At 68.7% G+C, this 18,735-nt stretch carries 22 protein-coding genes; 18 read left to right on the top strand and 4 right to left on the bottom strand.

All coding sequences use genetic code 11. The annotated features are described in order from the left end of the window. The 4 genes from EP26_RS21210 to EP26_RS21195 all read left to right on the top strand — a co-directional run. On the top strand, window positions 1-324 hold a 324-nt coding region (locus EP26_RS21210; RefSeq protein ID WP_043335572.1), incomplete at its 5' end, for an IS630 family transposase. Window positions 325-340: 16 nt separating this feature from the next. Then, window positions 341-988: an ABC transporter ATP-binding protein gene (locus EP26_RS21205; RefSeq protein WP_043341624.1), complete on the top strand. Its 648-nt coding sequence runs from the start codon at window positions 341-343 to the stop codon at window positions 986-988. Continuing rightward, window positions 945-2,150: a capsule biosynthesis protein gene (locus tag EP26_RS21200; protein ID WP_157033655.1), complete on the top strand. Its 1,206-nt coding sequence runs from the start codon at window positions 945-947 to the stop codon at window positions 2,148-2,150. Before EP26_RS21205 ends, EP26_RS21200 begins: the two co-directional genes overlap by 44 nt. After that, entirely contained in the window at window positions 2,140-3,912 is a 1,773-nt protein-coding gene (locus tag EP26_RS21195) for a polysaccharide biosynthesis/export family protein (protein ID WP_084112721.1), read from the top strand. Before EP26_RS21200 ends, EP26_RS21195 begins: the two co-directional genes overlap by 11 nt. 78 nt (window positions 3,913-3,990) lie before the next feature. On the opposite strand, the gene EP26_RS32210 is transcribed toward EP26_RS21195, so the two are convergent. Further along, window positions 3,991-6,213: a glycosyltransferase family 4 protein gene (locus EP26_RS32210; protein WP_157033654.1), complete on the bottom strand. Its 2,223-nt coding sequence runs from the start codon at window positions 6,211-6,213 to the stop codon at window positions 3,991-3,993. An 81-nt stretch (window positions 6,214-6,294) separates the two neighbouring features. Further along, entirely contained in the window at window positions 6,295-6,465 is a 171-nt protein-coding gene (locus EP26_RS35070) for a hypothetical protein (protein WP_157033653.1), read from the bottom strand. Between the two features lie 159 nt (window positions 6,466-6,624). Here EP26_RS35070 and EP26_RS21185 point away from each other — a divergent pair, with 159 nt between their 5' ends. Both EP26_RS21185 and EP26_RS21180 read left to right on the top strand, forming a co-directional pair. Then, on the top strand, window positions 6,625-8,004 hold the full coding sequence (locus tag EP26_RS21185; protein ID WP_052389463.1) for a glycosyltransferase family 4 protein: 1,380 nt from the start codon (window positions 6,625-6,627) through the stop codon (window positions 8,002-8,004). 156 nt (window positions 8,005-8,160) lie between these two features. Next, window positions 8,161-8,595 (top strand): response regulator, encoded by a 435-nt coding sequence (locus EP26_RS21180; protein WP_052389462.1) that lies wholly within the window; start codon window positions 8,161-8,163, stop codon window positions 8,593-8,595. Window positions 8,596-8,620: 25 nt separating this feature from the next. On the opposite strand, the gene EP26_RS21175 is transcribed toward EP26_RS21180, so the two are convergent. Together EP26_RS21175 and EP26_RS21170 are read right to left on the bottom strand one after the other, a co-directional pair. Then, on the bottom strand, window positions 8,621-9,085 hold the full coding sequence (locus tag EP26_RS21175; protein WP_043341621.1) for a CYTH domain-containing protein: 465 nt from the start codon (window positions 9,083-9,085) through the stop codon (window positions 8,621-8,623). Window positions 9,086-9,134: 49 nt separating this feature from the next. Continuing rightward, window positions 9,135-9,662 carry a BON domain-containing protein gene (locus EP26_RS21170; RefSeq protein WP_043341620.1) on the bottom strand — a complete coding sequence of 176 codons (528 nt, stop codon included), beginning with the start codon at window positions 9,660-9,662 and terminating at the stop codon, window positions 9,135-9,137. 79 nt (window positions 9,663-9,741) lie between these two features. On the opposite strand from EP26_RS21170, the gene fdhD reads away from it, so the two are divergent. From fdhD to otnC, 12 genes are all read left to right on the top strand, one after another. Beyond that, window positions 9,742-10,614: a formate dehydrogenase accessory sulfurtransferase FdhD gene (gene fdhD, locus EP26_RS21165; RefSeq protein ID WP_043341619.1), complete on the top strand. Its 873-nt coding sequence runs from the start codon at window positions 9,742-9,744 to the stop codon at window positions 10,612-10,614. Next, entirely contained in the window at window positions 10,607-11,263 is a 657-nt protein-coding gene (gene mobA, locus EP26_RS21160) for a molybdenum cofactor guanylyltransferase MobA (protein WP_084112723.1), read from the top strand. The genes fdhD and mobA overlap by 8 nt, the downstream gene beginning before the upstream one ends. Then, window positions 11,260-11,385, top strand: a complete 126-nt coding sequence (locus EP26_RS38215) for a hypothetical protein (protein WP_281177104.1) — start codon at window positions 11,260-11,262, stop codon at window positions 11,383-11,385. Before mobA ends, EP26_RS38215 begins: the two co-directional genes overlap by 4 nt. 69 nt (window positions 11,386-11,454) lie before the next feature. Next, window positions 11,455-11,916: a GFA family protein gene (locus EP26_RS21155; protein ID WP_342669122.1), complete on the top strand. Its 462-nt coding sequence runs from the start codon at window positions 11,455-11,457 to the stop codon at window positions 11,914-11,916. A gap of 245 nt (window positions 11,917-12,161) precedes the next feature. After that, window positions 12,162-12,515: a tripartite tricarboxylate transporter substrate-binding protein gene (locus EP26_RS32205; RefSeq protein WP_052389460.1), complete on the top strand. Its 354-nt coding sequence runs from the start codon at window positions 12,162-12,164 to the stop codon at window positions 12,513-12,515. A 135-nt stretch (window positions 12,516-12,650) separates the two neighbouring features. Beyond that, a complete protein-coding gene (locus EP26_RS21145; RefSeq protein WP_052389459.1) occupies window positions 12,651-13,436 on the top strand; it encodes a RibD family protein in 786 nt (261 codons plus the stop codon). Further along, window positions 13,433-14,416, top strand: coding sequence for a zinc-dependent alcohol dehydrogenase (locus EP26_RS21140; RefSeq protein ID WP_043341616.1), 984 nt, complete (start codon window positions 13,433-13,435; stop codon window positions 14,414-14,416). Before EP26_RS21145 ends, EP26_RS21140 begins: the two co-directional genes overlap by 4 nt. 6 nt (window positions 14,417-14,422) lie before the next feature. Beyond that, window positions 14,423-14,824: a 6-pyruvoyl trahydropterin synthase family protein gene (locus tag EP26_RS21135; RefSeq protein WP_043341615.1), complete on the top strand. Its 402-nt coding sequence runs from the start codon at window positions 14,423-14,425 to the stop codon at window positions 14,822-14,824. Then, a complete protein-coding gene (locus tag EP26_RS21130; RefSeq protein WP_043341614.1) occupies window positions 14,821-15,852 on the top strand; it encodes a glycosyltransferase family 4 protein in 1,032 nt (343 codons plus the stop codon). Before EP26_RS21135 ends, EP26_RS21130 begins: the two co-directional genes overlap by 4 nt. Continuing rightward, complete coding sequence (locus EP26_RS21125; protein WP_043341612.1) at window positions 15,849-16,751, top strand: class I SAM-dependent methyltransferase; 903 nt, start codon at window positions 15,849-15,851, stop codon at window positions 16,749-16,751. Before EP26_RS21130 ends, EP26_RS21125 begins: the two co-directional genes overlap by 4 nt. 66 nt (window positions 16,752-16,817) lie before the next feature. Next, complete coding sequence (gene otnK / locus EP26_RS21120) at window positions 16,818-18,071, top strand: 3-oxo-tetronate kinase (RefSeq protein WP_043341611.1); 1,254 nt, start codon at window positions 16,818-16,820, stop codon at window positions 18,069-18,071. After that, complete coding sequence (otnC, locus tag EP26_RS21115) at window positions 18,068-18,700, top strand: 3-oxo-tetronate 4-phosphate decarboxylase (protein ID WP_043341609.1); 633 nt, start codon at window positions 18,068-18,070, stop codon at window positions 18,698-18,700. The genes otnK and otnC overlap by 4 nt, the downstream gene beginning before the upstream one ends. Window positions 18,701-18,735 lie beyond the last annotated feature (35 nt).

Genomic DNA, 18,735 nt, shown 5'->3' with positions numbered 1-18,735 from the left:
GCCGGCAAGGTGATCCACGCCATCCTTGACAACTACGCCACCCACAAGCACCCAAAGGTCCGGCAGTGGTTGGCTGATCATCCGCGCTGGGTCTTCCACTTCACGCCGACATCGGCGTCCTGGATCAACGCCGTCGAGGGCTTCTTCTCGGCCATCACACGCAGGCGCATCCGCCGCGGCGTCTTTCAGTCAGTCCCCGACCTGCAGGACGCCATCACCCATTACATCCGCGACCACAACAAGAAGGCCAAGCCATTCGCCTGGACCAGGCCTGCCGACACCATCCTCGGCACGCTGGCCAGGCTTCCTGCACCTTCCGTTTGAGTCAGTGCACTAGCCGATGATCCGCCTGCACGACCTCCATAAGGCCTACAAGACCCATCTCGGGCCGCGGCCCGTGCTGCGCGGCATCGACGCCACCTTCCGACCCGGCGAGAAGGTCGGCATCCTCGGCCGCAACGGCGCCGGCAAAACCACGCTGCTCCGCCTCATCGCCGGCGTAGAATACCCGACCAGCGGCAAGGTGGAGCGGCAGATGAGCGTCTCCTGGCCGCTCGGCTTCGCCGGCGCGATGCATTACAGCATCACCGGTGCCGACAATGCCCGCTTCATCGCCCGCATCTACGGCAAGCCGATCCAGGAGACGTTGGAATTCGTCGAGGATTTCTCCGAGCTTGGCGAGTACTACCGCCTGCCGGTCAGGACCTATTCCTCCGGCATGATCATGCGGCTCGGCTTCGCCCTGTCGCTCGCCGTCGATTTCGAATGCTACCTGGTGGACGAGGTGATCGCCGTCGGCGATTCCCGCTTCGGCGAGCGCTGCCGCAAGGCGCTGGCCGAACGCCAGGAGAGGAGCTCGCTGCTCCTCGTCTCCCACCAGGCGGAAACGGTGCGGGCCTTCTGCATCACGGCCGCGGTCCTCAACGATGGTAGGCTGACTCGATATGACGATCTGGGCCAGGCGATCGCCGTCTACCAAACTGTCTGACGCCGCCACGCCGATCGACGGCACCGGCTGGTCCGGCCCCGTTGCGCGGCCGTCCCTCGGCTCCCGGTTGCGCCGCTGGGCGAGGCGCCACGCCTACGGCCTCACAGTCATCCTGCCGACGGCGCTCGCCGGCGCCTATCTGCTTGGCATCGCCGCGCCACAATACAACAGCGAGGCGCGATACCTCATTCGCGGACGCACCGCCGGAGCCCCCAGCATGGGCGGACTCGGCGACATGATGTCCGGCGGCGGCCTCCGCCCCTCGGCCGAGGATGCCATGGGCATCCGCGACTACCTGCAATCCCATGATGCCGTCGCCTCGCTGCGCCGGAAGCTGCCGGTGGTCGACATCTTCCGCCGGCCCGAGGCCGACCCGGTCGCGCGCCTTTGGTGGGAGGAGCCGAATGCCGAGCGGCTGCTCGACTACTTCCGGCGGATGGTAACGGTCGAGTACGACACCACCAGCGGCATCACCGCCTTGCACGTTCGGAGCTTCCGCGCCGAGGACTCGCGCGAGATAGCCACCGCCTTGCTCGACCTCTCGGAAGCCATGGTCAACCGGCTGAACGAGCGCCTGCAGCAGGACAGCCTGCGCGTCGCCCGCGAGGAGCTGGCCCGCGCCGAGGGCCGCCTCACTGCCGCCCAGCTGGGCATGAGCCAGTTCCGCGAGCGCGAGCGCGCCGTGGACCCGACACGTTCCGCCGCCGTCGCCGCCGAGACCATCGGCAAGCTCGAATCCGCCCTGGCCCAGGCCCGTGCCGAGCTGGCCGAAGCCCAGCGCTTCGCCCGCGCCGATAATCCGCGCCTCACCACGCTCCGCAATCGCGTCGAGGCGCTGGATGCCCAGGCTCGCGCCGAGCGTGAGCGTGTGAGCGTTGGTGAGGCCGGCCTCTCCCAGCAGGTCGGTGAGTATGAGCGGCTGAACCTGGAGCGGGAGCTGGCCCGCGGCCAGCTCGCTTCCGCCACTGCCTCGCTTGAGAAGGCGCGGGTCGATGCCCAGCGCCAGCAGCTCTTCCTGCTCCGCGTCGTTGAGCCGAACCTCGCGGAATATGCCCGTTACCCGAAGGCGACCCTCACCGTGCTCTACATTTTCCTCTCCCTCTCCGTCGCCTATGGGCTGGCTTGGCTGCTGGTCGCCGGGATGCGCGAACATGCGGCCTGAGCGGATGCGCCCTGCCCTTCTCGCCGCTGCCCTGCTCGTAAGCCTGCCGGCCGCGGCGCAGACGCCGTTGCAGGCATGGCAGTCAAGCCAGCAGCAGCAATTGCTGAACCAGTCTAATGCCAGCCTCGCCGCGCAGAACCGCGCCGGCATGGCAGCGCCGAGCAGCGGCGTGATACAGACCCTGCCAAACCTGCTCGGCTCGGAGCGCGTCGTCTCCCGTCCCGGCCAGGTTACTGAGTCGGAGGGCGGCCCGGTCGCCATTGGCCCGCTCGGCGATGGGCAGCGCGCCGCCGGTGTCACCGCCGTCTTCGGCGCCAGCCTTTTCACCCGAGAGGCGACCGCTGTTTCCGACGCGCCCAACCCCAACTACGTCATCGTTCGCGGCGACCGCGTCTCCCTCCGCGTCTGGGGCGCTGTCGAAGCGGAGGCGATGGGCGTCGTCGATCCTTCCGGCAACCTCTTCCTGCCGAATATCGGCCCGATCCGCGTCGCCGGTACCCGCGCTGGCGACCTCCAACGCGTGGTCGAGAGCGAGGTGCAAAAAGTCTACACCAGCCAGGTCCAGGTCTATGCCGTGCTGCTGTCCACGCAGCGCATCGGCGGCTTCGTCCGCACGCCCGGCCGCTTCGGTGGCTCGGCGGCGGACAGCGTGATCGACTTTCTGGTCCGCGCCGGTGGCGTCGATCCCGGCCGTGGCTCCTACCGCGAGATCGCCATCCAGCGTGGCGGCCGCAGCGTCGCCAATGTCGATCTCTACCGCTTCCTGATGGAAGGCACCCTGCCGCAAATCCGGCTGCAGGAGGGTGACACCATCGTCGTCGCACGCCAGCGCGCCGTGGTCGGCGCCGATGGGGCGGTGCGCAACAACTACCTCTTCGAGGTGCCCGGCCGGGCCATGACGGGGCGGGAGCTGATCGACTATGCTCGCCCCCTCCCCTCCGCGACCAATGCTGTGGTCCGCGGCAGCCGCAGCGGCCAGCCCTTCTCGCGCTATGCGACCCTGACCGAGCTCGCCGGCCAGGTCCTCGCGGATCAGGACACCGTCACCTTCATCACCGACAGTCCGGCGCGTACCGTGCGCGTCAGCGTCGAGGGCAGCCGCATCGGTCCCTCGGTGCTTGTGGCGGACCGGGACACTCAGCTCTGCCAGCTGCTCGACCATATCGTGGTGGACCCGGTGCTGGCCGATACCCGTTCCGTCTTCCTCCTCCGCCCTTCGGTCGCCCAGCAGCAACGCCGCGCGATCGACGAGGCGCTGGACCGGCTGGAGCGCCAGCTCTTCCTCGCCGTCTCGCCGACCACCGGCGTCGCGGCGATCAGGGCGAGCGAGGCCAATCTCGTCTCCTCCTATATCCAGCGCGCGCGGCGGACCCAGCCGGAGGGGCGCGTCGTCGTCACCGACCGCGACGGCCGCTGCGCGCCGATCCGGCTTGAGAATGGAGATGTGATCGTCATCCCCGAGCGCTCGCAGACCGTACTTGTGGCGGGCGAGGTCACTGCGCCGCATGCGGTGATCTGGCGACAGGAGATGCGCCTTAAGGATTACGTCCGCGCCGCCGGCGGCTTCACCCCGCGCGGCAACGAGGGTTCGATTATGATCCGCCGTGCCAGCGGCGAGCTGGTGCTCGACCCGCAGGAAGGCCCGCGCCCGGGCGACGAGCTGATCGTCCTGCCGCGCCTGGATCCCAAGGCCTTTCAGATCGGCAGCGACCTGCTGGGCTTGCTGTACCAGATCGCCGTCTCGACCCGCATCTTCCTCTAAGCTGGAACTCTCGCTGGAAAACCCCTCCCGGACAGCCTGTCCGGGAGGGGTTTTTCATATTCGGCGTTGAGGCCAGCGTCAGGCGGCAACCATCCGCGGCAGCGCTGCCCGCTCCAGATAATCGAGCCGCGCCGCCAGGTCATCCCGCCGGCACGCCATGAGGCTGCGCAGGCCGATGCCGACCTGCCGACCATCCGGCAGCATCACGCCGCGGTCGGCTTCGATCTCGACTTCGATTTCGCCGCCTGCCACCGCTTGGAGCTCGAGCATGCAGAACAGTACCTCGCCCGCTGCGGCCCTTACATCGCGGAAGGGCATCGACGTGCCACCCTGCATTCCGACGCGGATGCGGAAGGCAACAGCCTCCGGCGGCGCCACCAATTCGAGATAGACGCGAAGCCGGCCGGCTTCGGCTTCCGGCTCCATCGGCAGGCGCAGCACGCTCTGCCCAGGGCTGGTCCAGACGCCCCAATCCTCCAGCCGATGCCAGTCCTCACCATCGCGCAGCAGATCGGCGATTGCCATGGCCAGGCTCGGCCCCGGGCCTGGCTGCAGGTGCAGGTGCAGGTGCAGCGCATGCACTTCGCCCAGCCGGCAGGCAAGACGCGCCCGCGGCGCTGGCAGTCGGCTGCGGCCTGCTTCCCGTACCGAGGCCTGGATCTGTGCCGTAATGTCCGCCCAGCGCCGAGGAGGCGGCGCGGCGGCCAGTGCCGCCTCGCGCTCCGCCCGGAATCCCGGTTCGAAGATCAGCCGCTCCAGCTTCGCTACCAGGTCGGGCTCGCTCTGCGGCGTGAAATAGACAGCCGAGTCACGCCCCGCCTCGCGCAGCGAGGAGTGGTCCGGCACCAGCGGCACTTTCCCGGCGGCCAAGCTTTCCGTCACCGGCAAGCCCCAGCCTTCGTAGAAGCTGTTATAAAGGGTGAAGAGGCAGCCTCTATACAGGGCGCTCAGCTCGGTATCTGGCACGCCGTGCAACATGTGCACCTTCGCTCGCAACTCCGGCGAGTTGCGGTGGAGCTGCAGAGCTGCCTCAGCCAGCCAACCGAGCTTCCCGACGCAGACCAGGTCCGGCACCGCCTCCGCCCCGTGCCGCCGCACCAGGCTGAGCCAGGCATTGAAGGCGAGCAGATGGTTCTTTCGCGATTCGATGGTGCCGACGAAGAGCACATAGGGTCGGCCGGACCGCAGCAGGGGCGGCAAGGCACCGCCGCCCGTCAAAGGCTCTGCCGCGTCGAGGGGGATGGTGAAGGCGGGAATCTCGAGCCCTGGCAGCAGCCGCCGCTGCGCCCGCCGGAAATCCGCCCGGGTGCATTCGGAATTGGTCAGCACTGCATCAGCATGCATGCAGACGGACGCGAACCAGCGGGCGAATTCGTCGACCAGCCCGCTCGAACAATGCTCCGGCACCAGCAAGGGTATGCAGTCGTGGACGAATGGAATGTAGCGCAGGCCGGAGCGCGCCTGAGCCCGGCGCACCGCCTGCATGTAATCCGGGATCCACCAGGATGTGCCGAGATTGATGAGGCTTGCCCTCGGCGGAATCTCGAGCGGTGGCGCCTCGCGCAAGGCCTCCTCGACCGTTTGCAAGGCTGCGCGCCAAGCCGGGTCATCGACCGCGCTGCCCTCACACGACAATGAAGCGAGCCGGAGGAACAGCGCTGGCGCCAGCGGCTTCCACCGCCCTCCGGCGGCATCGAAGGCAACGACAGCGACGCCGCCCATATCTGTCGCCGCCAGCGCCTCGCGGATGACGTTGGTCTGCACGCGCTGGATACCGGTCGGCGCCCGGTTCTGGCGGAAATAGTCGAGCAGGTCGGATGCGTCGAAAATCGTGGAGCATGAACTGGTTCGCAGCTCGGCTGGCACCATCGGCAGCGGTGAGGCGGGCATCAGCGAGCGGGCCTCAATCGGTTCCGCATTCAACGCCAGAAGTTCGCCCCGAGCCGCCTCGCTTGCCGGGTCGAGCGTCAGCGCCCTGGCATACTCCTCGAGCGCTTCCTCCTGCCGGCCGAGCAGCTTCAGCGCATGACCGATCTGCAGGTGGATATCCGAATCGTCCGGACATTGCCGCTCCGCCTCGCGATAGGCGAGCAGCGCCGCATGCGGGTCCCCTGCCTCCTTCAGGCAATGACCATACTGGACGCGAATAGACCAGGCCTTAGGATGGAGGCGTAGGAAGGTGGCATAGGCGGCAGCCGCATCCGTCCAGGCACGATCGTCGCGCAGCGTGTCAGCACGAGCCCGGATTTCGTCAGGATCGGTCGCGGCGTCGGTGGCGCCGCTCCAGGTCATGATATCCATCGATGGCTCCAAGCGCTCGACCAACTCAGCTTGCGGTTAACCACGGCCGCTTGGCTGGTATCCTCTATAAGCGCTCTTCACTCAAGAGAATGTGAGTAATAATAGAAGGATCGGCGAGATCAGACCCAGGATGGCGCTCGCGCGCAACATCAGCACGGCGAGATCGACCAGCCCAACCGCCGCTGCATTGCGCAAAGGGAGGGCGGTATCCGCAGCCTCCAAGCCAACAACCCTTTCCGAGGACTGCACCACGTCAGGCTCCCGAACCAATAGAGCGATAAAACACCCAGCATCGACACACCACAAGGGATATCATGAAGCGATGAAGGCTTCGGAAACGTCAGGTCCCTTTCGCCCCGATCAATTTTCTGTGCATTTCGGATCCATGCTTCCGACCATTGAGGCCTTCACATGATCTCCCCGGCCCGTCCCCGCCTCTTTCTCGATGGCTACAATCTCGCCCTTGGCCAAGGCACCGGCGTTGCGACCTATGCGCGCAACCTCAGCTTGGCCATGGGCACGCTCGGTGCCGAGGTCGGCGTGCTCTACGGCACCCGCGCCGCGCCCTCCATTAACCCACTGCTGCGGGAGATCGCCTTCTTCGACGAGCGCGTGGGCGACCCGCCGAAATGGCTCATTGCCCTCCGCCGGATGAAGCGCATGCTGCGCGGGCCCTTCGGCGAACTGGCCGTATCGGTACCCATTAGCGGTCAAGTGATCGCCACCACCTTCCGCGACCGGCTGCCGCATTTCGACGAGATCTGGAACACTCAGGACTTGTTTCAGCAGGCCCACGCACATTTCCGCGTCTTCGGCCGGGAGTTGCGGGTCACCATCCCTGGCCGGCCGCAACTGATGCATTGGACCTATCCGCTGCCGCTGCGCGCCACCGGCACCCGCAACATCTACACGATGCACGACCTGGTGCCGCTGCGCCTGCCCTACACCACGCTTGACAACAAGCGGCGCTACTTCCGCCTGAATCGTCGCCTCGGCCGCCGCGCCGACCATATCGTCACCGTCTCCGAAGCCTCAAAGCGTGACATCGTCAGCCTCCTCGGCGTGCCGGAGGAACGCGTGACCAATACCTATCAGGCCGTCGACATCCCACGGAAGTTCAGCGAGGTGCCGATGCAGCAGGTCGCAGCTGAGGTGCAGGGCAGCTTCGGCCTCGACGCCGGCGGCTACTGGCTCTTCTTCGGAGCCATCGAGCCGAAGAAGAATGTCGGCCGGATGATCCAGGCCTTTCTCGCGAGCGGCGTCGAGGGCCCGCTCGTCATCGTCGGCAAGAAGGCCTGGAAGTCGGAGGAGGAACTCCGCCTGATGTTCGACGACCATATCCGCTATCTGGTGCAGGAGGGCATGACGCTCCGCACCCGGCACAAGATCATGCTGCTGGACTATGCCCCCTTCCGCTTGCTGGTGAACCTCATCCGCGGCGCGCGCGGGGTGCTCTTCCCCTCGCTCTACGAAGGCTTCGGTCTGCCTGCCCTCGAGGCGATGCTGCTCGGCACGCCGGTCATTACCTCGAACACCGCCTCCATGCCGGAGGTGGTCGGGGACGCGGCGCTGACCGTGGACCCCTACGACATATCGGCGCTCGTCCAGGCAATCCAGGTCATGGACCGCGACGAGTTGTTGCGAGCCCGACTGGCCCAGGCCGGACCGCAACGCGCTGCCCTGTTCAACGCGGAGCGTTATGCTGCCCGGCTAGCCAATCTCTATGCGCGGCTCGGCATCCCGCCCGCCGTCGACCGACCCGGGGAGGCACGGTACCGGATGGCGGTCTGAGGCCGGCTTTGTCGTGGGTCCATCACATCAACAAATATTCTTCCCCAATCAAGGGAACTTGAAAGCGCCCTGGGCGGGGCTGCTTTAAACCACCAGTAGGCGTCTCGACACACTTGTCTCTAGAAAAGGTTGCGACGCCTGCGGAATGAGGCAGCGATGAATCAGGCGTTCGTGGCTCGCAATGGAATACGCGTCCTGGTTGCCGAGGATGAACCCCTCGCTGCCATGGTCGTCGAGGATATCTTGACCGAGTTGGGCTATGACGTGCTCCTCGCCTCGGATGGCGAGGAGGCCATGCGACTGGCCGAAGGCCAGAGTTTCGACGTGCTGGTGACTGACCTTGCAATGCCTCGCATGACGGGATGGGAGCTGATCCCGCGTCTCCGCGCCCAACGCCCGGACCTACCCGTGGTGGTGATGACCGGCTTCCTGCCGTCGAACGGGCGAGATGTGTTGCTCTCGGACCAGAGCGGCCCGCTCGCCTTGGTGCTGAAGCCGTTCGAGATCAACCACTTGGTGCGAGCCATCGAGAAGGTCATGGGCAACCGGGTCGGGCTCGAGTCGCAGGCCGCCCTGGTCACCATGCACTGAACCGCCTGACGGGACCGACACAGCGTCAGGCGGACGGCGGCCCTGGGGCACGGGATAGGGCCGAATTTTGGTAGCGAAGGTCGTCGGTGACCTCGGGGCCCAGCCAGGCGGGGCGCATGTAGGGCTGGTCCGGCCTTGCCAACTCGATTTCGGCGAGGACGAGGCCGGCAAGGTGCCCAGCAAACTCGTCGACCTCCCAGCACAGCCCGTCATGGATGACGCTATAGCGGGTCTTGTCGATGATCGGGGGCGGGCAAAGGGAGGCAAGCATCGCCGCCGCGTCATCTACGGGGATCGGGTACTCGTATTCGGCACGGGCAAGCAGGCCAGGCCCTTTGATGGTCAGAAAGGCCAGCGAGCCGGCCTGACGGATGCGCACCACCGGCGTACCGGCATTGAGATAGCCTTGGCGAAACCGGGTGCCGGGACCGGCTTCGGAACGCCAGGCATCGGAGGTGACAAGGAATTTGCGTTCGATCTCGGTACCCATTCCGTCACTCTTTAAGGCATGGGCCCGAAAACGCTAAGGTGCCAGACTATCAGGTCGGCGGGATGCGGATTACCATGCTTGGTCCGGGCGGGCTGCTGCCGAGGATCGGGGCATTGGCCTCAAGCAGGCGGCGCTCGTCGCCGTTGAGGTGGCGGGCAGCAAGCGCGGCCAGGGTCTCGCCCGACTGCATCGTATGGAAGAGGCTGCGGCCAGGGCCGAAGCGGGTGCCGGTTTCGATCTGTGCCTGATGGATGGCAGTCTCCGCCGCCTCGGTGCTGGCGGCGCCGGCGGGAAGGCGGGCGAAAGCGCTGAGGCTGTCGAGCAAGCCGGGCGTACGAGCGGGGGCCAGCCTGTCCTCGACCCGGGCGACGCCTTGAAGGTTGCCGGCGGCGAGCACGAGGAGTTCTGCCGCTTCGCCATCCGGGACTTGGCCTTCGAGAATGACGGTGTTGCCACGGCGGTCGACGCGGATGCCCTGATGCAGCAGGCCTAGGTGATCGAGATGGGCGGCAATGGCGTCAGGCGTGGCGTCCGAGCTCGGCAGGCCGCCTTCGGCGGGGAAATCGTAGCTGGGCATCGACATCTCCTTTGGGCTTGGCAACGTCCGGCCGATGGCTGGGTTGCGCCGGGGCCCTGGGCCCCTCACCTTCCGCCCCATGGAACCGCCGCTCCTCGTCCAGCCCGACCCTGCCGACCCGCGTCTGACTCGCCGCGTCGCCGGCCTCGACCAGACCGGCGCACGCATCGAGGCCAGCGTGACGGTCGAGCGGCCCCTGACGCTCTACCTCAACGGGCAGGAGATCGTCACGATGATGACGATCCTCGACCGGCCGGAGGAGCTGGCGCTCGGCTACCTGCTGAACCAGGGGATGCTGCGGCGGGACGACGTGGTGCAAGGCGTCGAGTATGACGACGATCTCGGCGTCGTCGTCGTGCGGACGGAGCGGCGGACCGATTACGAGGACAAGCTGAAGAAGAAGACGCTGACCAGCGGCTGCGCGCAAGGCACCGCCTTCGGCGACCTGCTTGAGGACTTCGCAGCGCGGCGGCTGCCGCCGGCGGAGTTGCGTACATCCTGGCTCTATCGTCTGCTGCACCGGATCAATACGCTGCCGACGCTCTATCTCGAGGCCGGCGCGATCCATGGCTGCGCCCTCTGCGAGCGCGACCGGCCATTGGTCTATATGGAGGATGTCGGCCGCCACAATGCCGTCGACAAGATTGCGGGCTGGATGTTCCGCAACGCCTGCGCCCCGGAGGACAAAATCTTCTACACCACCGGCCGGCTGACCTCGGAGATGGTCATCAAGACGGTGCGCATGGGCATCCCCATCCTCGTCTCGCGCAGCGGCTTCACCGCGTGGGGCGTGGAGCTGGCGCAGGAGGCGGGCGTCATGCTCATCGGGCGCTGCAAGGGCAAGCGGTTCACCGCCCTCGCCGGGCAGGAGCGGATCGTCTTCGACGCCGACCTCGCCTATGTCGAGGAGGAAAGCGCGAGGCATTGGCGGAAGAATGCGCGCGATGAGTAGCGTGCTGGCGGTGGTGCTGGCGGGCGGGCTGGCACGGCGAATGGGCGGAGGCGACAAGCCGCTCCGCAGCCTTGGCGGGCGACCGCTGCTCGATCATGTGCTCGCACGGGTCGGGCCGCAGGTCGCGGGCGTCGTCCTCAACGCGAATGGCGATCCGGGCCGCTTCGCCGCCTATGGGCTGCCGGTGGTGGCCGACCCGCTGCCGGATTATCCGGGGCCGCTGGCTGGGGTGCTGGCGGGGCTCGATTGGGCCGCCGGGCAGGCAGGCGTGACCGACATCCTGTCGGTGCCGGGCGACTGCCCCTTCCTGCCGGGTGATCTGCTGGCGCGGCTGGACGCGGCGCGGCGCGCGGCAGGCGTGCCGATGGCCTGCGCGGCCTCGGGCGGCTGGACGCATCCGCCGGTCGCGCTCTGGCCGGTCGCGCTGCGTGGCGAGTTGCGGGCCGCGCTGCTGGCAGGGGAGAGAAAGATCGACCGCTGGACCGCGCGCTTCGGCTGCGCCAGTGCCGAATGGCCGGCGGAACCGGTCGACCCCTTCTTCAACGCCAATGCCCCGGAGGACCTGGCGGAGGCGGAGCGGGTCTTGTCTTCGGGCCCTGGCGGACCCATAGGCAAGTGCAACGGAGCCATTCCAGGGGACCCACCGTGAAAGCCTTCCTCGCCGCCCTGTTTGCCGCCGCCGCGCTCGCCATCGCCGCCGCCGTGGTGCTCGACACCGAAGTGCAGCGCAGCGCTGCCGATCACTTCCAGACCGAGGGCGTACGGCTCTAGGCGCTTCCCGCCGGGCATCCATCGCGATGCCGTGCTGTTGCATTCCCGCCAGGTGCCGTACGCCACAGAATGCGTCGGCTGCAAGACCTGGGAGGAATGCAAATGAGCGGGACCTATCACGGGGCATGCTTTTGCGGTGCCGTGGAACTGCGCGTCAGCGGAACGCCGCAGGCCATGGGGTATTGTCATTGCACCTCTTGCCGTTCCTGGTCGGGTGGGCCAGTGAATGCCTTCAGCCTCTGGGCGCCGGAAGCGGTCGAGGTGACGAAGGGAGCGGAACATGTCGCCACCTTCGCCAAGACGGAGATGAGCCACCGCCAGTTCTGCCGCCTTTGCGGCGGGCATCTGATGGCGCGGCATCCGCCGCTCGGCATGGTCGATGTCTTCGCCGCCACCCTGCCGGAGCTGCCCTTCACGCCGCAGGTGCATGTGAACTATGCCGAGACCGTGCTGCCGATGCGGGATGGCTTGCCCAAGCTACGCGACTTTCCGAAGGAATTCGGCGGGTCCGGAGAGATGGTCGCCGAATGACGCCGGTGGCTTGACGGGCAGATGGGTGGCGGGATCGGGCCGGAAAGCTTCGAGGGTGTCTGCGGCACGAGCGAGAGTGTCATCATTGTCGCCGTGCGGACGAACAGCCCGATCCGCGACTTGCCAGGCTTGCTGGCGGAGGCGCGACGGCAGTCGCTGAGCTTCGGTCGCCCAAGGCCGAATTCTCTGCCGCAACTGGCGGGTGCAGCGGGCGACGGGAATGGAGATGAACCACATCCCATATCGTGACGAGGCGCTGCGTTGCGAACGACACGCTGGCCGGGCGGCTCGACTTCTCGGCGGCGATCTTCAGCTCCGTCGCCGAGCTGGCGCAGGCGGGACAGATACGCGTGCTGACGGCCTTCTCGGAGAACCGCCATCCGGCTTTCCCCGATGTGCCGACGGCGCGTGAGCAGGGGATCGACGCCCTGGGATTCTGCCAGGACGGCATCTACGCATCGCGTGGAACGCCGGGTCTCGCGCTCGACCGGCTGGAAGCGGCCTGCCGCAACGTGCTCGATGAGCCGGCGGTGCGGCGGGTGCCGGCAGCAACGCGAGCCAGGTACGTTTCATGTCGCGTGCCGAGCTGTACCGCATGATCGCGAGGAATACGCCTATTTCCGCCGCATTCTCCGCAGATTCGTTGTCAAGCTACAATAGACCGCCATCACCTGCGCCTTGCACCCTTCGTTGCGCTGGTGCGAGCACCGCGCTTGCGGCATGGTCGCGGGGCCATGGATGGACTGACCGGGATTCGGGATTGGGGAGAGCTGCTGGCGGTGCGCGAAAGTGGCGCTCCGCCACCGTCCGGCGCCCTCGGGGCTTTGTTTGGGCCGCTGCTGGCGCCGCCCCGGGCGGCGGATGGATGCATGGTGGTCGGGCGGCTGGCGCAGACGCTGGATGGGCGGATCGCCACGGCCTCCGGCTCCTCGCAATGGATCGGCGGTGAGGGGGACATCCTTCATACCCACCGGCTGCGGGCGCTGTGCGACGCCGTGGTTGTCGGTGCAGGAACGGTGCGACAGGACGACCCCCGGCTGACGACGCGGGAATGCGCCGGACCCCACCCGGTGCGGGTCGTGCTCGATACCGACCGGCGACTCTCGGGCGAGTACCGGCTGTTCCGCGAGGGGCCGCCGACCCTGCTGCTCGCGGCCGAGGATGCGGTAGGCAGCGACCGGCTGGGCATTGCCGAGGTTGTACGGTTGCCGCGCGACCCGGCGCAGGGCGGGTTGGACATCCCCGCGATCCTCGGGGCGCTGGCAGCCCGAGGCTTGCGGCGGATCTTCGTCGAGGGAGGCGGGGTGACAGTCAGCCGGTTTCTGGCGGCGGGCTGCATCGACCGGCTGCATGTGACGGTGGCGCCGGTGCTGTTGGGCTCGGGCATCCCCGCCTTCACCCTGCCGGAGGCGGCCCGCATCGCCGATGGGCTGCGCTTCGCCTGGACGGTGCATGCGATGCCGCCGGATGTGCTGTTCGACATCGCGCTCGATCGGGTGCGGCCGGGCGTGTGCCGATGACGGCCCAAGGGACGGCAAAGGCCCTTTGGTACGTCGCGCCGGGAGTGGCGGAACTGCGAGAGGAGGCGGTGCCGTCGCCGGGGCTGGGCGAGGCGCTGGTCAGGATGCTGGCGAGCGGCCTGTCACGCGGGACGGAGCGCCTGGTGCTCGGCGGGCGCGTGCCGCCCAGCCAATGGGGGACGATGCGGGCGCCGCTGATGGGGGGCGAATTCCCCTTCGCCGTCAAATACGGCTACGCCGCCGTCGGCGTGGTGGAGGCTGGGCCTGCAGCGCTGATCGGCCAGCGGGTCTTCTGCCTGCATCCTCACCAGGATCGCTTCGTCGCGCCGGCCGCGATGTGCATCCCGGTGCCGGATGGCGTGCCGGATCTGCGGGCGGTGCTGGCGGCGAATATGGAGACGGCGCTCAATATCCTTTGGGATGCCCGGCCGCTGCCGGGGGAGCGGGCGCTCGTCATCGGCGCCGGCGTCGTCGGGTTGCTGGTGGCGGCGCTGCTCGGGCGCATCCCCGGGATGGAGGTGCTGCTTTGCGACACCGATCCGGCGCGGGCGGGGTTGGCGGCGGCACTTGGCCTCGGCTTCGCAGCGCCCGCCGCCGTGCCGGTGGGATGGGAACTCGTCATTCATGCCAGCGCCGACCCGGCCGGGCTGCGCCTGGGGCTGGAGCGTGCCGGCTTCGAGGCGCGGATCGTCGAGGCAAGCTGGTATGGCGACAAGCCGGTGACCCTGCCGCTCGGCGAGGCTTTCCATGCGCGGCGACTGCAATTGATCTCGAGCCAGGTGGGCCAGGTGGCGCCGGCGATGCGCGGGCGCCGGACTTATGCGGAGCGGCTGGCGCTGGCCCTCGCCTTGCTGGAGGATGCGCGGCTCGACGCGCTGCTGGCGCCGCCGGTGCGCTTCGACGATCTGCCGGCGGCCCTGCCGGGGCTGCTGGAGGGGGAGGCTATCTGGCCCTGCCCGACAATCCGATATGGTGAGTGACGCGACATGTTCAGCCTGACCGTCTGCGACCACATCATGGTGGCGCACAGCTTCCGCGGGGCGGAGTTCGGCCCGGCGCAAAGGCTGCACGGCGCGACCTTCGCGGTGGAGGCGGAGTTCCGCGCCGAGCGGCTCGATGCGCTGCATCTTCTGGTCGATATCGGGCTGGCGAAGGTCGAATTGCGGAAGGCCCTCGGCGGGCTTGACTACCGCAACCTTGACGCGGAGCCAGAGTTCGCCGGGCTGAACACCACCACGGAATTCCTCTGCCAGCACATCCATGGGCTGCTGGTGGCGGCGTTGAAGGCCGGGAAGCTCGGGCCACAGGCGGCGAACGTCACGGGGCTCAAGGTATTGCTGCGCGAGAGCCCGAATGCCTGGGCGGCCTATGAAGGACCCGTCGCGTGAGCATCGCCCTGCTGGTGCCGGGGCCCTACGAAACGGTCTCGGGCGGCTATAACTACGACCGGCGGCTGGTCGAGGGATTCCGGGCGCTCGGCGAGACGGTGGATGTGGTGGAGCTCTCGGGGCGGCATCCGCTGCCGGATGCAGCGGCCGAAGCGTCGGCGCGGGCTGCGCTCAATGCGGTGCCCGAGGGGGTGCGGATCATCGCCGACGGGCTGGGGCTGCCGGCCTTCGCGCCGCTCGCCGAAGCGCTGGTGGCGCGGGGGGCGGTGGGGTTGATCCATCACCCAACGGCGCTGGAGGGCGAGAAGGCGCAGCGGGATGCCCTACGGGCGATCGAGGGGGCGCTGTTCCCGCGGATGCCGCGGCTTGTGGCGACCTCGCGTCTGACGGCGCAGCGGCTGGTCCGTGACTTCGGCGTCGAGGCGACACGCGTCGGCATCGTCGAACCAGGCACGGATCCGGCGCCGCGCGCCCGCGGCTCGGGCGGACCAGGAGTGGCCGTGCTCTCGGTCGGGACGCTCATCCCGCGGAAGGGGTATGACGTGCTGCTGCGGGCACTCGCCGGCATCCTGGATGTAGAGTGGCGGCTCACCATCGTCGGCGCGGCGCGGGATGCTGTCCATGCCGCGGGCCTCGGTGCATTGGTCGAGGAGCTGGGCCTGGGCAGACGAGTGGAATTCGCCGGCGAGGTGACGGGGCCGGCGCTGGAGGGGCTCTATGACGGTGCGGATGTCTTCGCCCTTGCCTCGCATTGGGAAGGCTATGGGATGGCAGCGGCGGAAGCGTTGGCGCGGGGCCTGCCAGTCTCGGTGACGGCGGGCGGGGCGCTCGGCGAGCTGGTGCCGCTGGAGGCAGGAAGCGTCTCGCCGCCCGGCGATGTCGTCTCGCTGACCAAGGCGCTGCGGCGGGTGCTGTTCGATACCGAGCTGCGGGCGGCGATGGCGGAGGCGGCCTGGGCGGCCGGGCAGCGCCTGCCGCGCTGGGACGACCGGGCAGCGGCGTTCATCGCCGAGATGGGGCGGGTATGAGCGAGGAATTCGATCTCGACTGGCTCGACCTGCGCGAGCCCTTCGACGCCATGGCGCGGAGCGAGGCCCTGGTGGACCTCCTGCTAGCCCGCCTGCCGGCGCGGCCACGCTTCCTCGACCTCGGCGCCGGGACGGGAAGCTTGCTGCGCTTCATCGCTCCCCGGCTCGGGCGGGCGCAGGCCTGGACGCTGGTCGATGCCGACCGGGAGCTGCTGGAGGCGGCCTACGACACCATCGCCGACCGGGCGGAGGCCATCGGCTACACCGTCTCCTTCCCCAACAAGCGGACGCTGCTGGTGCATGCGCCGGGCGGGGCTTGGCGGGTGGAGACGGTCGTCGCCGACCTGGCCGAGGCGCCGCGGGGGCTGCCGCTCACCAATGCTGATGCCGTGGTCTGCTCGGCCCTGGCCGACCTCGTCTCGCGCGGCTGGGTGGAGCGCATGGCGGCAACGCTGCGGGTGCCCTTCTATGCCGCGCTTTGCGTCGATGGGCGGGAGCGCTTCCTGCCGCCGCATCCGGCGGACCATGTGGTGGCGGCAGGGTTCCGCCGCGACCAGGGGCGGGACAAGGGATTCGGCGGCGCAGCACTCGGCGCAAGGGCGCCTGGGGTGATCGCCGAGGCCTTCGGGGCCAGGGGCTTCGAGGTCAGCAGCGCGCCGAGCGACTGGGTGGTGCGCGGGCGCGGCGTCGCACCGATGCCGGGCATGGGCGAGGCGGCAGGGCGGTTCCTCGCCGAACTGGTGATGGGCCATGCGGAGGCGGCCCGGCAGCAGGACCGGCGGGGCGACCGGCGGATCGAGGCCTGGATGGAGGCGCGGCTCGATCAGGTGGCGGGGCGGAAGCTCGCGGTGCGGATCGGGCATCGGGACGTGCTGGCGCTGCCGCCCGGGAGGGGATGACCAGGGCGGGGTTGAAAGGCCGCAGCGCTTCGCGGAGTGTGGCCCGACCACAGGGAGGGCTTCACCATGCCGCTGCTCGGCTGCATCGCCGATGATTTCACCGGCGCCACCGATCTCGCCAATACGCTGGTGAAGGGCGGCATGACGGCAGTGCAGGTGATCGGCGTCCCCGACGGCCCGCTGCCGGAGGCGGATGCCGTCATCGTCGCGCTGAAGTCACGGACGGCGCCCGTGGCCGAGGCGGTCAGCGAGAGCCTCGCCGCCTGCGAGGCGCTGCTGAAGGCGGGGGCGCGGCAGGTCTTCTTCAAATACTGCTCGACCTTCGACAGCACCGACGAGGGCAATATCGGCCCCGTGGCCGATGCGCTCGTGCGGCGGCTGGACTGCGGCTTCGCCCTGGCCAACCCGGCTTTCCCGACCAATGGGCGGACGGTCTTCCAGGGGCACCTCTTCGTCGGGGACAAGCTGCTGAACGAGAGCGGGATGGAGAACCATCCGCTGACCCCGATGCGCGACGCCAACCTGGTCCGCGTGCTGTCGCGCCAGACGGATGGGACGGTGGGGCTAGTGCCCTTCGCCACCGTCGAGCAGGGTGCGGCGGCGATCCGCCGCGCGATGACGGGCCTCAAGGAGAGCGGCCGGCGCTATGCCATCGTCGATGCGGTGACGGATGCGCATCTGCTGGCGATCGGCGAGGCGGCGGCAGGGCATGCGCTGATCACCGGCGGCTCCGGCGTGGCGATGGGCCTGCCGGCCAATTTCCGCTGCGAGGGGCGGCTGCCGGAGCGCGGCGCCGCGGCGGCGGAGCTGCCGCCGATGCGCGGGCATGCGGCGGTGCTGGCAGGCTCCTGCTCGCGGGCGACGCTCGGGCAGATCGGCTATGCGCGCGACCATGCCCATACCCTCGAACTCGACGTGCTCGCCAACCCGGATGTCGCGGCCTTGCAGCGGCAGGCGCTGGACTGGGCGAAGGGCAAGCTCGGCGAGGCGCCGGTGGTGATCGCGGCCTCGGCGCCGCCCGAGAAGGTGCAGGCCCTGCAGGCGCGGCTGGGCCGCGACAAGGCGGGCGCGCTGGTCGAGGAGGTGCTGGCGGGCATCGCCGAGGCGCTGGTCGCGCAGGGCATCGGGCGGCTGGTGGTGGCCGGCGGCGAGACCTCTGGGGCGGTGGTGTCGCGGCTCGGGGTCAGGAGCCTTCGCATCGGGGCGGAGATCGACCCTGGCGTGCCCTGGACCTTCGCCGAAACCCCCGGCCTGCATCTCGCGCTCAAGAGTGGGAATTTCGGAGCGCGGGACTTCTTCCTGAAGGCGTTCGGGCAATGAGCGAGGATGAGATCCGCGAGGCGATCGCGGCACATGGCCGGCTGCTCTTCGGACGCGGCTTCTCGGTCGGGTCGGCGGGGAACATCAGCGTCCGGCTGCCGGACGGCTTCCTCATGACGCCGACCAATTCCTGCCTGGGGCGGCTCGATCCGGCGCGGATCAGCAAGCTCGACCGGGAGTACCGGCACGTCTCCGGCGACAAGCCCTCGAAGGAGGTCTTCATGCACCGCGCCTTCCTCGATGCGCGGCCGGAGGCTGGGGCGGTGGTGCACCTGCACTCGACCCATGCGACGGCGATCGCCTGCCTCGCCAGGCCCGGCGAGCCGGCGCCGATTCCGCCGCTGACGCCCTATTTCGTTATGCGCATCGGGCGCGTGCTGCCGGTCGTGCCCTATTACCGGCCGGGCGACGCGGCGATGGAGCCGGCCATCGCCGCAGCGGCCCGGGATGCGCGGGCGGTGCTGCTCGCCAATCACGGGCCGGTCGTCAGCGGCAAGACGCTCGACGATGCGGTCTTTGCGGCGGAGGAGCTGGAGGAAGCCGCCAAGCTCGCCCTGCTGCTGCGCGGCCAGGATGCGCGCGAGCTGACTGCAGCGCAGGTGGAGGACCTGCTCGGCACCTTCGGGTAGCGGTTGACCCTCAGGGTCGGCTTTGCTTGGCTCTC

This window comes from Belnapia moabensis DSM 16746, from assembly GCF_000745835.1.
Taxonomy (GTDB): Bacteria; Pseudomonadota; Alphaproteobacteria; order Acetobacterales; family Acetobacteraceae; genus Belnapia; species Belnapia moabensis.
This window is presented reverse-complemented; position numbering and strand designations above follow the sequence as displayed.

What these genes read in the sequence shown, in the direction of transcription:
- EP26_RS21175 (WP_043341621.1), bottom strand. Translation starts at nt 9,085, where the DNA reads ATGGGTACCGAGATCGAACGCAAATTCCTTGTCACCTCCGATGCCTGG.
- EP26_RS21185 (WP_052389463.1), top strand. Translation starts at nt 6,625, where the DNA reads ATGATCTCCCCGGCCCGTCCCCGCCTCTTTCTCGATGGCTACAATCTC.
- otnC (WP_043341609.1), top strand. Translation starts at nt 18,068, where the DNA reads ATGAGCGAGGATGAGATCCGCGAGGCGATCGCGGCACATGGCCGGCTG.
- EP26_RS21125 (WP_043341612.1), top strand. Translation starts at nt 15,849, where the DNA reads ATGAGCGAGGAATTCGATCTCGACTGGCTCGACCTGCGCGAGCCCTTC.
- EP26_RS21170 (WP_043341620.1), bottom strand. Translation starts at nt 9,662, where the DNA reads ATGCCCAGCTACGATTTCCCCGCCGAAGGCGGCCTGCCGAGCTCGGAC.
- otnK (WP_043341611.1), top strand. Translation starts at nt 16,818, where the DNA reads ATGCCGCTGCTCGGCTGCATCGCCGATGATTTCACCGGCGCCACCGAT.
- EP26_RS21155 (WP_342669122.1), top strand. Translation starts at nt 11,455, where the DNA reads ATGCGTCGGCTGCAAGACCTGGGAGGAATGCAAATGAGCGGGACCTAT.
- EP26_RS21135 (WP_043341615.1), top strand. Translation starts at nt 14,423, where the DNA reads ATGTTCAGCCTGACCGTCTGCGACCACATCATGGTGGCGCACAGCTTC.
- EP26_RS21145 (WP_052389459.1), top strand. Translation starts at nt 12,651, where the DNA reads ATGGATGGACTGACCGGGATTCGGGATTGGGGAGAGCTGCTGGCGGTG.
- EP26_RS21195 (WP_084112721.1), top strand. Translation starts at nt 2,140, where the DNA reads ATGCGGCCTGAGCGGATGCGCCCTGCCCTTCTCGCCGCTGCCCTGCTC.
- EP26_RS21180 (WP_052389462.1), top strand. Translation starts at nt 8,161, where the DNA reads ATGAATCAGGCGTTCGTGGCTCGCAATGGAATACGCGTCCTGGTTGCC.
- EP26_RS21205 (WP_043341624.1), top strand. Translation starts at nt 341, where the DNA reads ATGATCCGCCTGCACGACCTCCATAAGGCCTACAAGACCCATCTCGGG.
- EP26_RS21200 (WP_157033655.1), top strand. Translation starts at nt 945, where the DNA reads ATGACGATCTGGGCCAGGCGATCGCCGTCTACCAAACTGTCTGACGCC.
- EP26_RS21140 (WP_043341616.1), top strand. Translation starts at nt 13,433, where the DNA reads ATGACGGCCCAAGGGACGGCAAAGGCCCTTTGGTACGTCGCGCCGGGA.
- EP26_RS32210 (WP_157033654.1), bottom strand. Translation starts at nt 6,213, where the DNA reads ATGGATATCATGACCTGGAGCGGCGCCACCGACGCCGCGACCGATCCT.
- fdhD (WP_043341619.1), top strand. Translation starts at nt 9,742, where the DNA reads ATGGAACCGCCGCTCCTCGTCCAGCCCGACCCTGCCGACCCGCGTCTG.
- mobA (WP_084112723.1), top strand. Translation starts at nt 10,607, where the DNA reads ATGAGTAGCGTGCTGGCGGTGGTGCTGGCGGGCGGGCTGGCACGGCGA.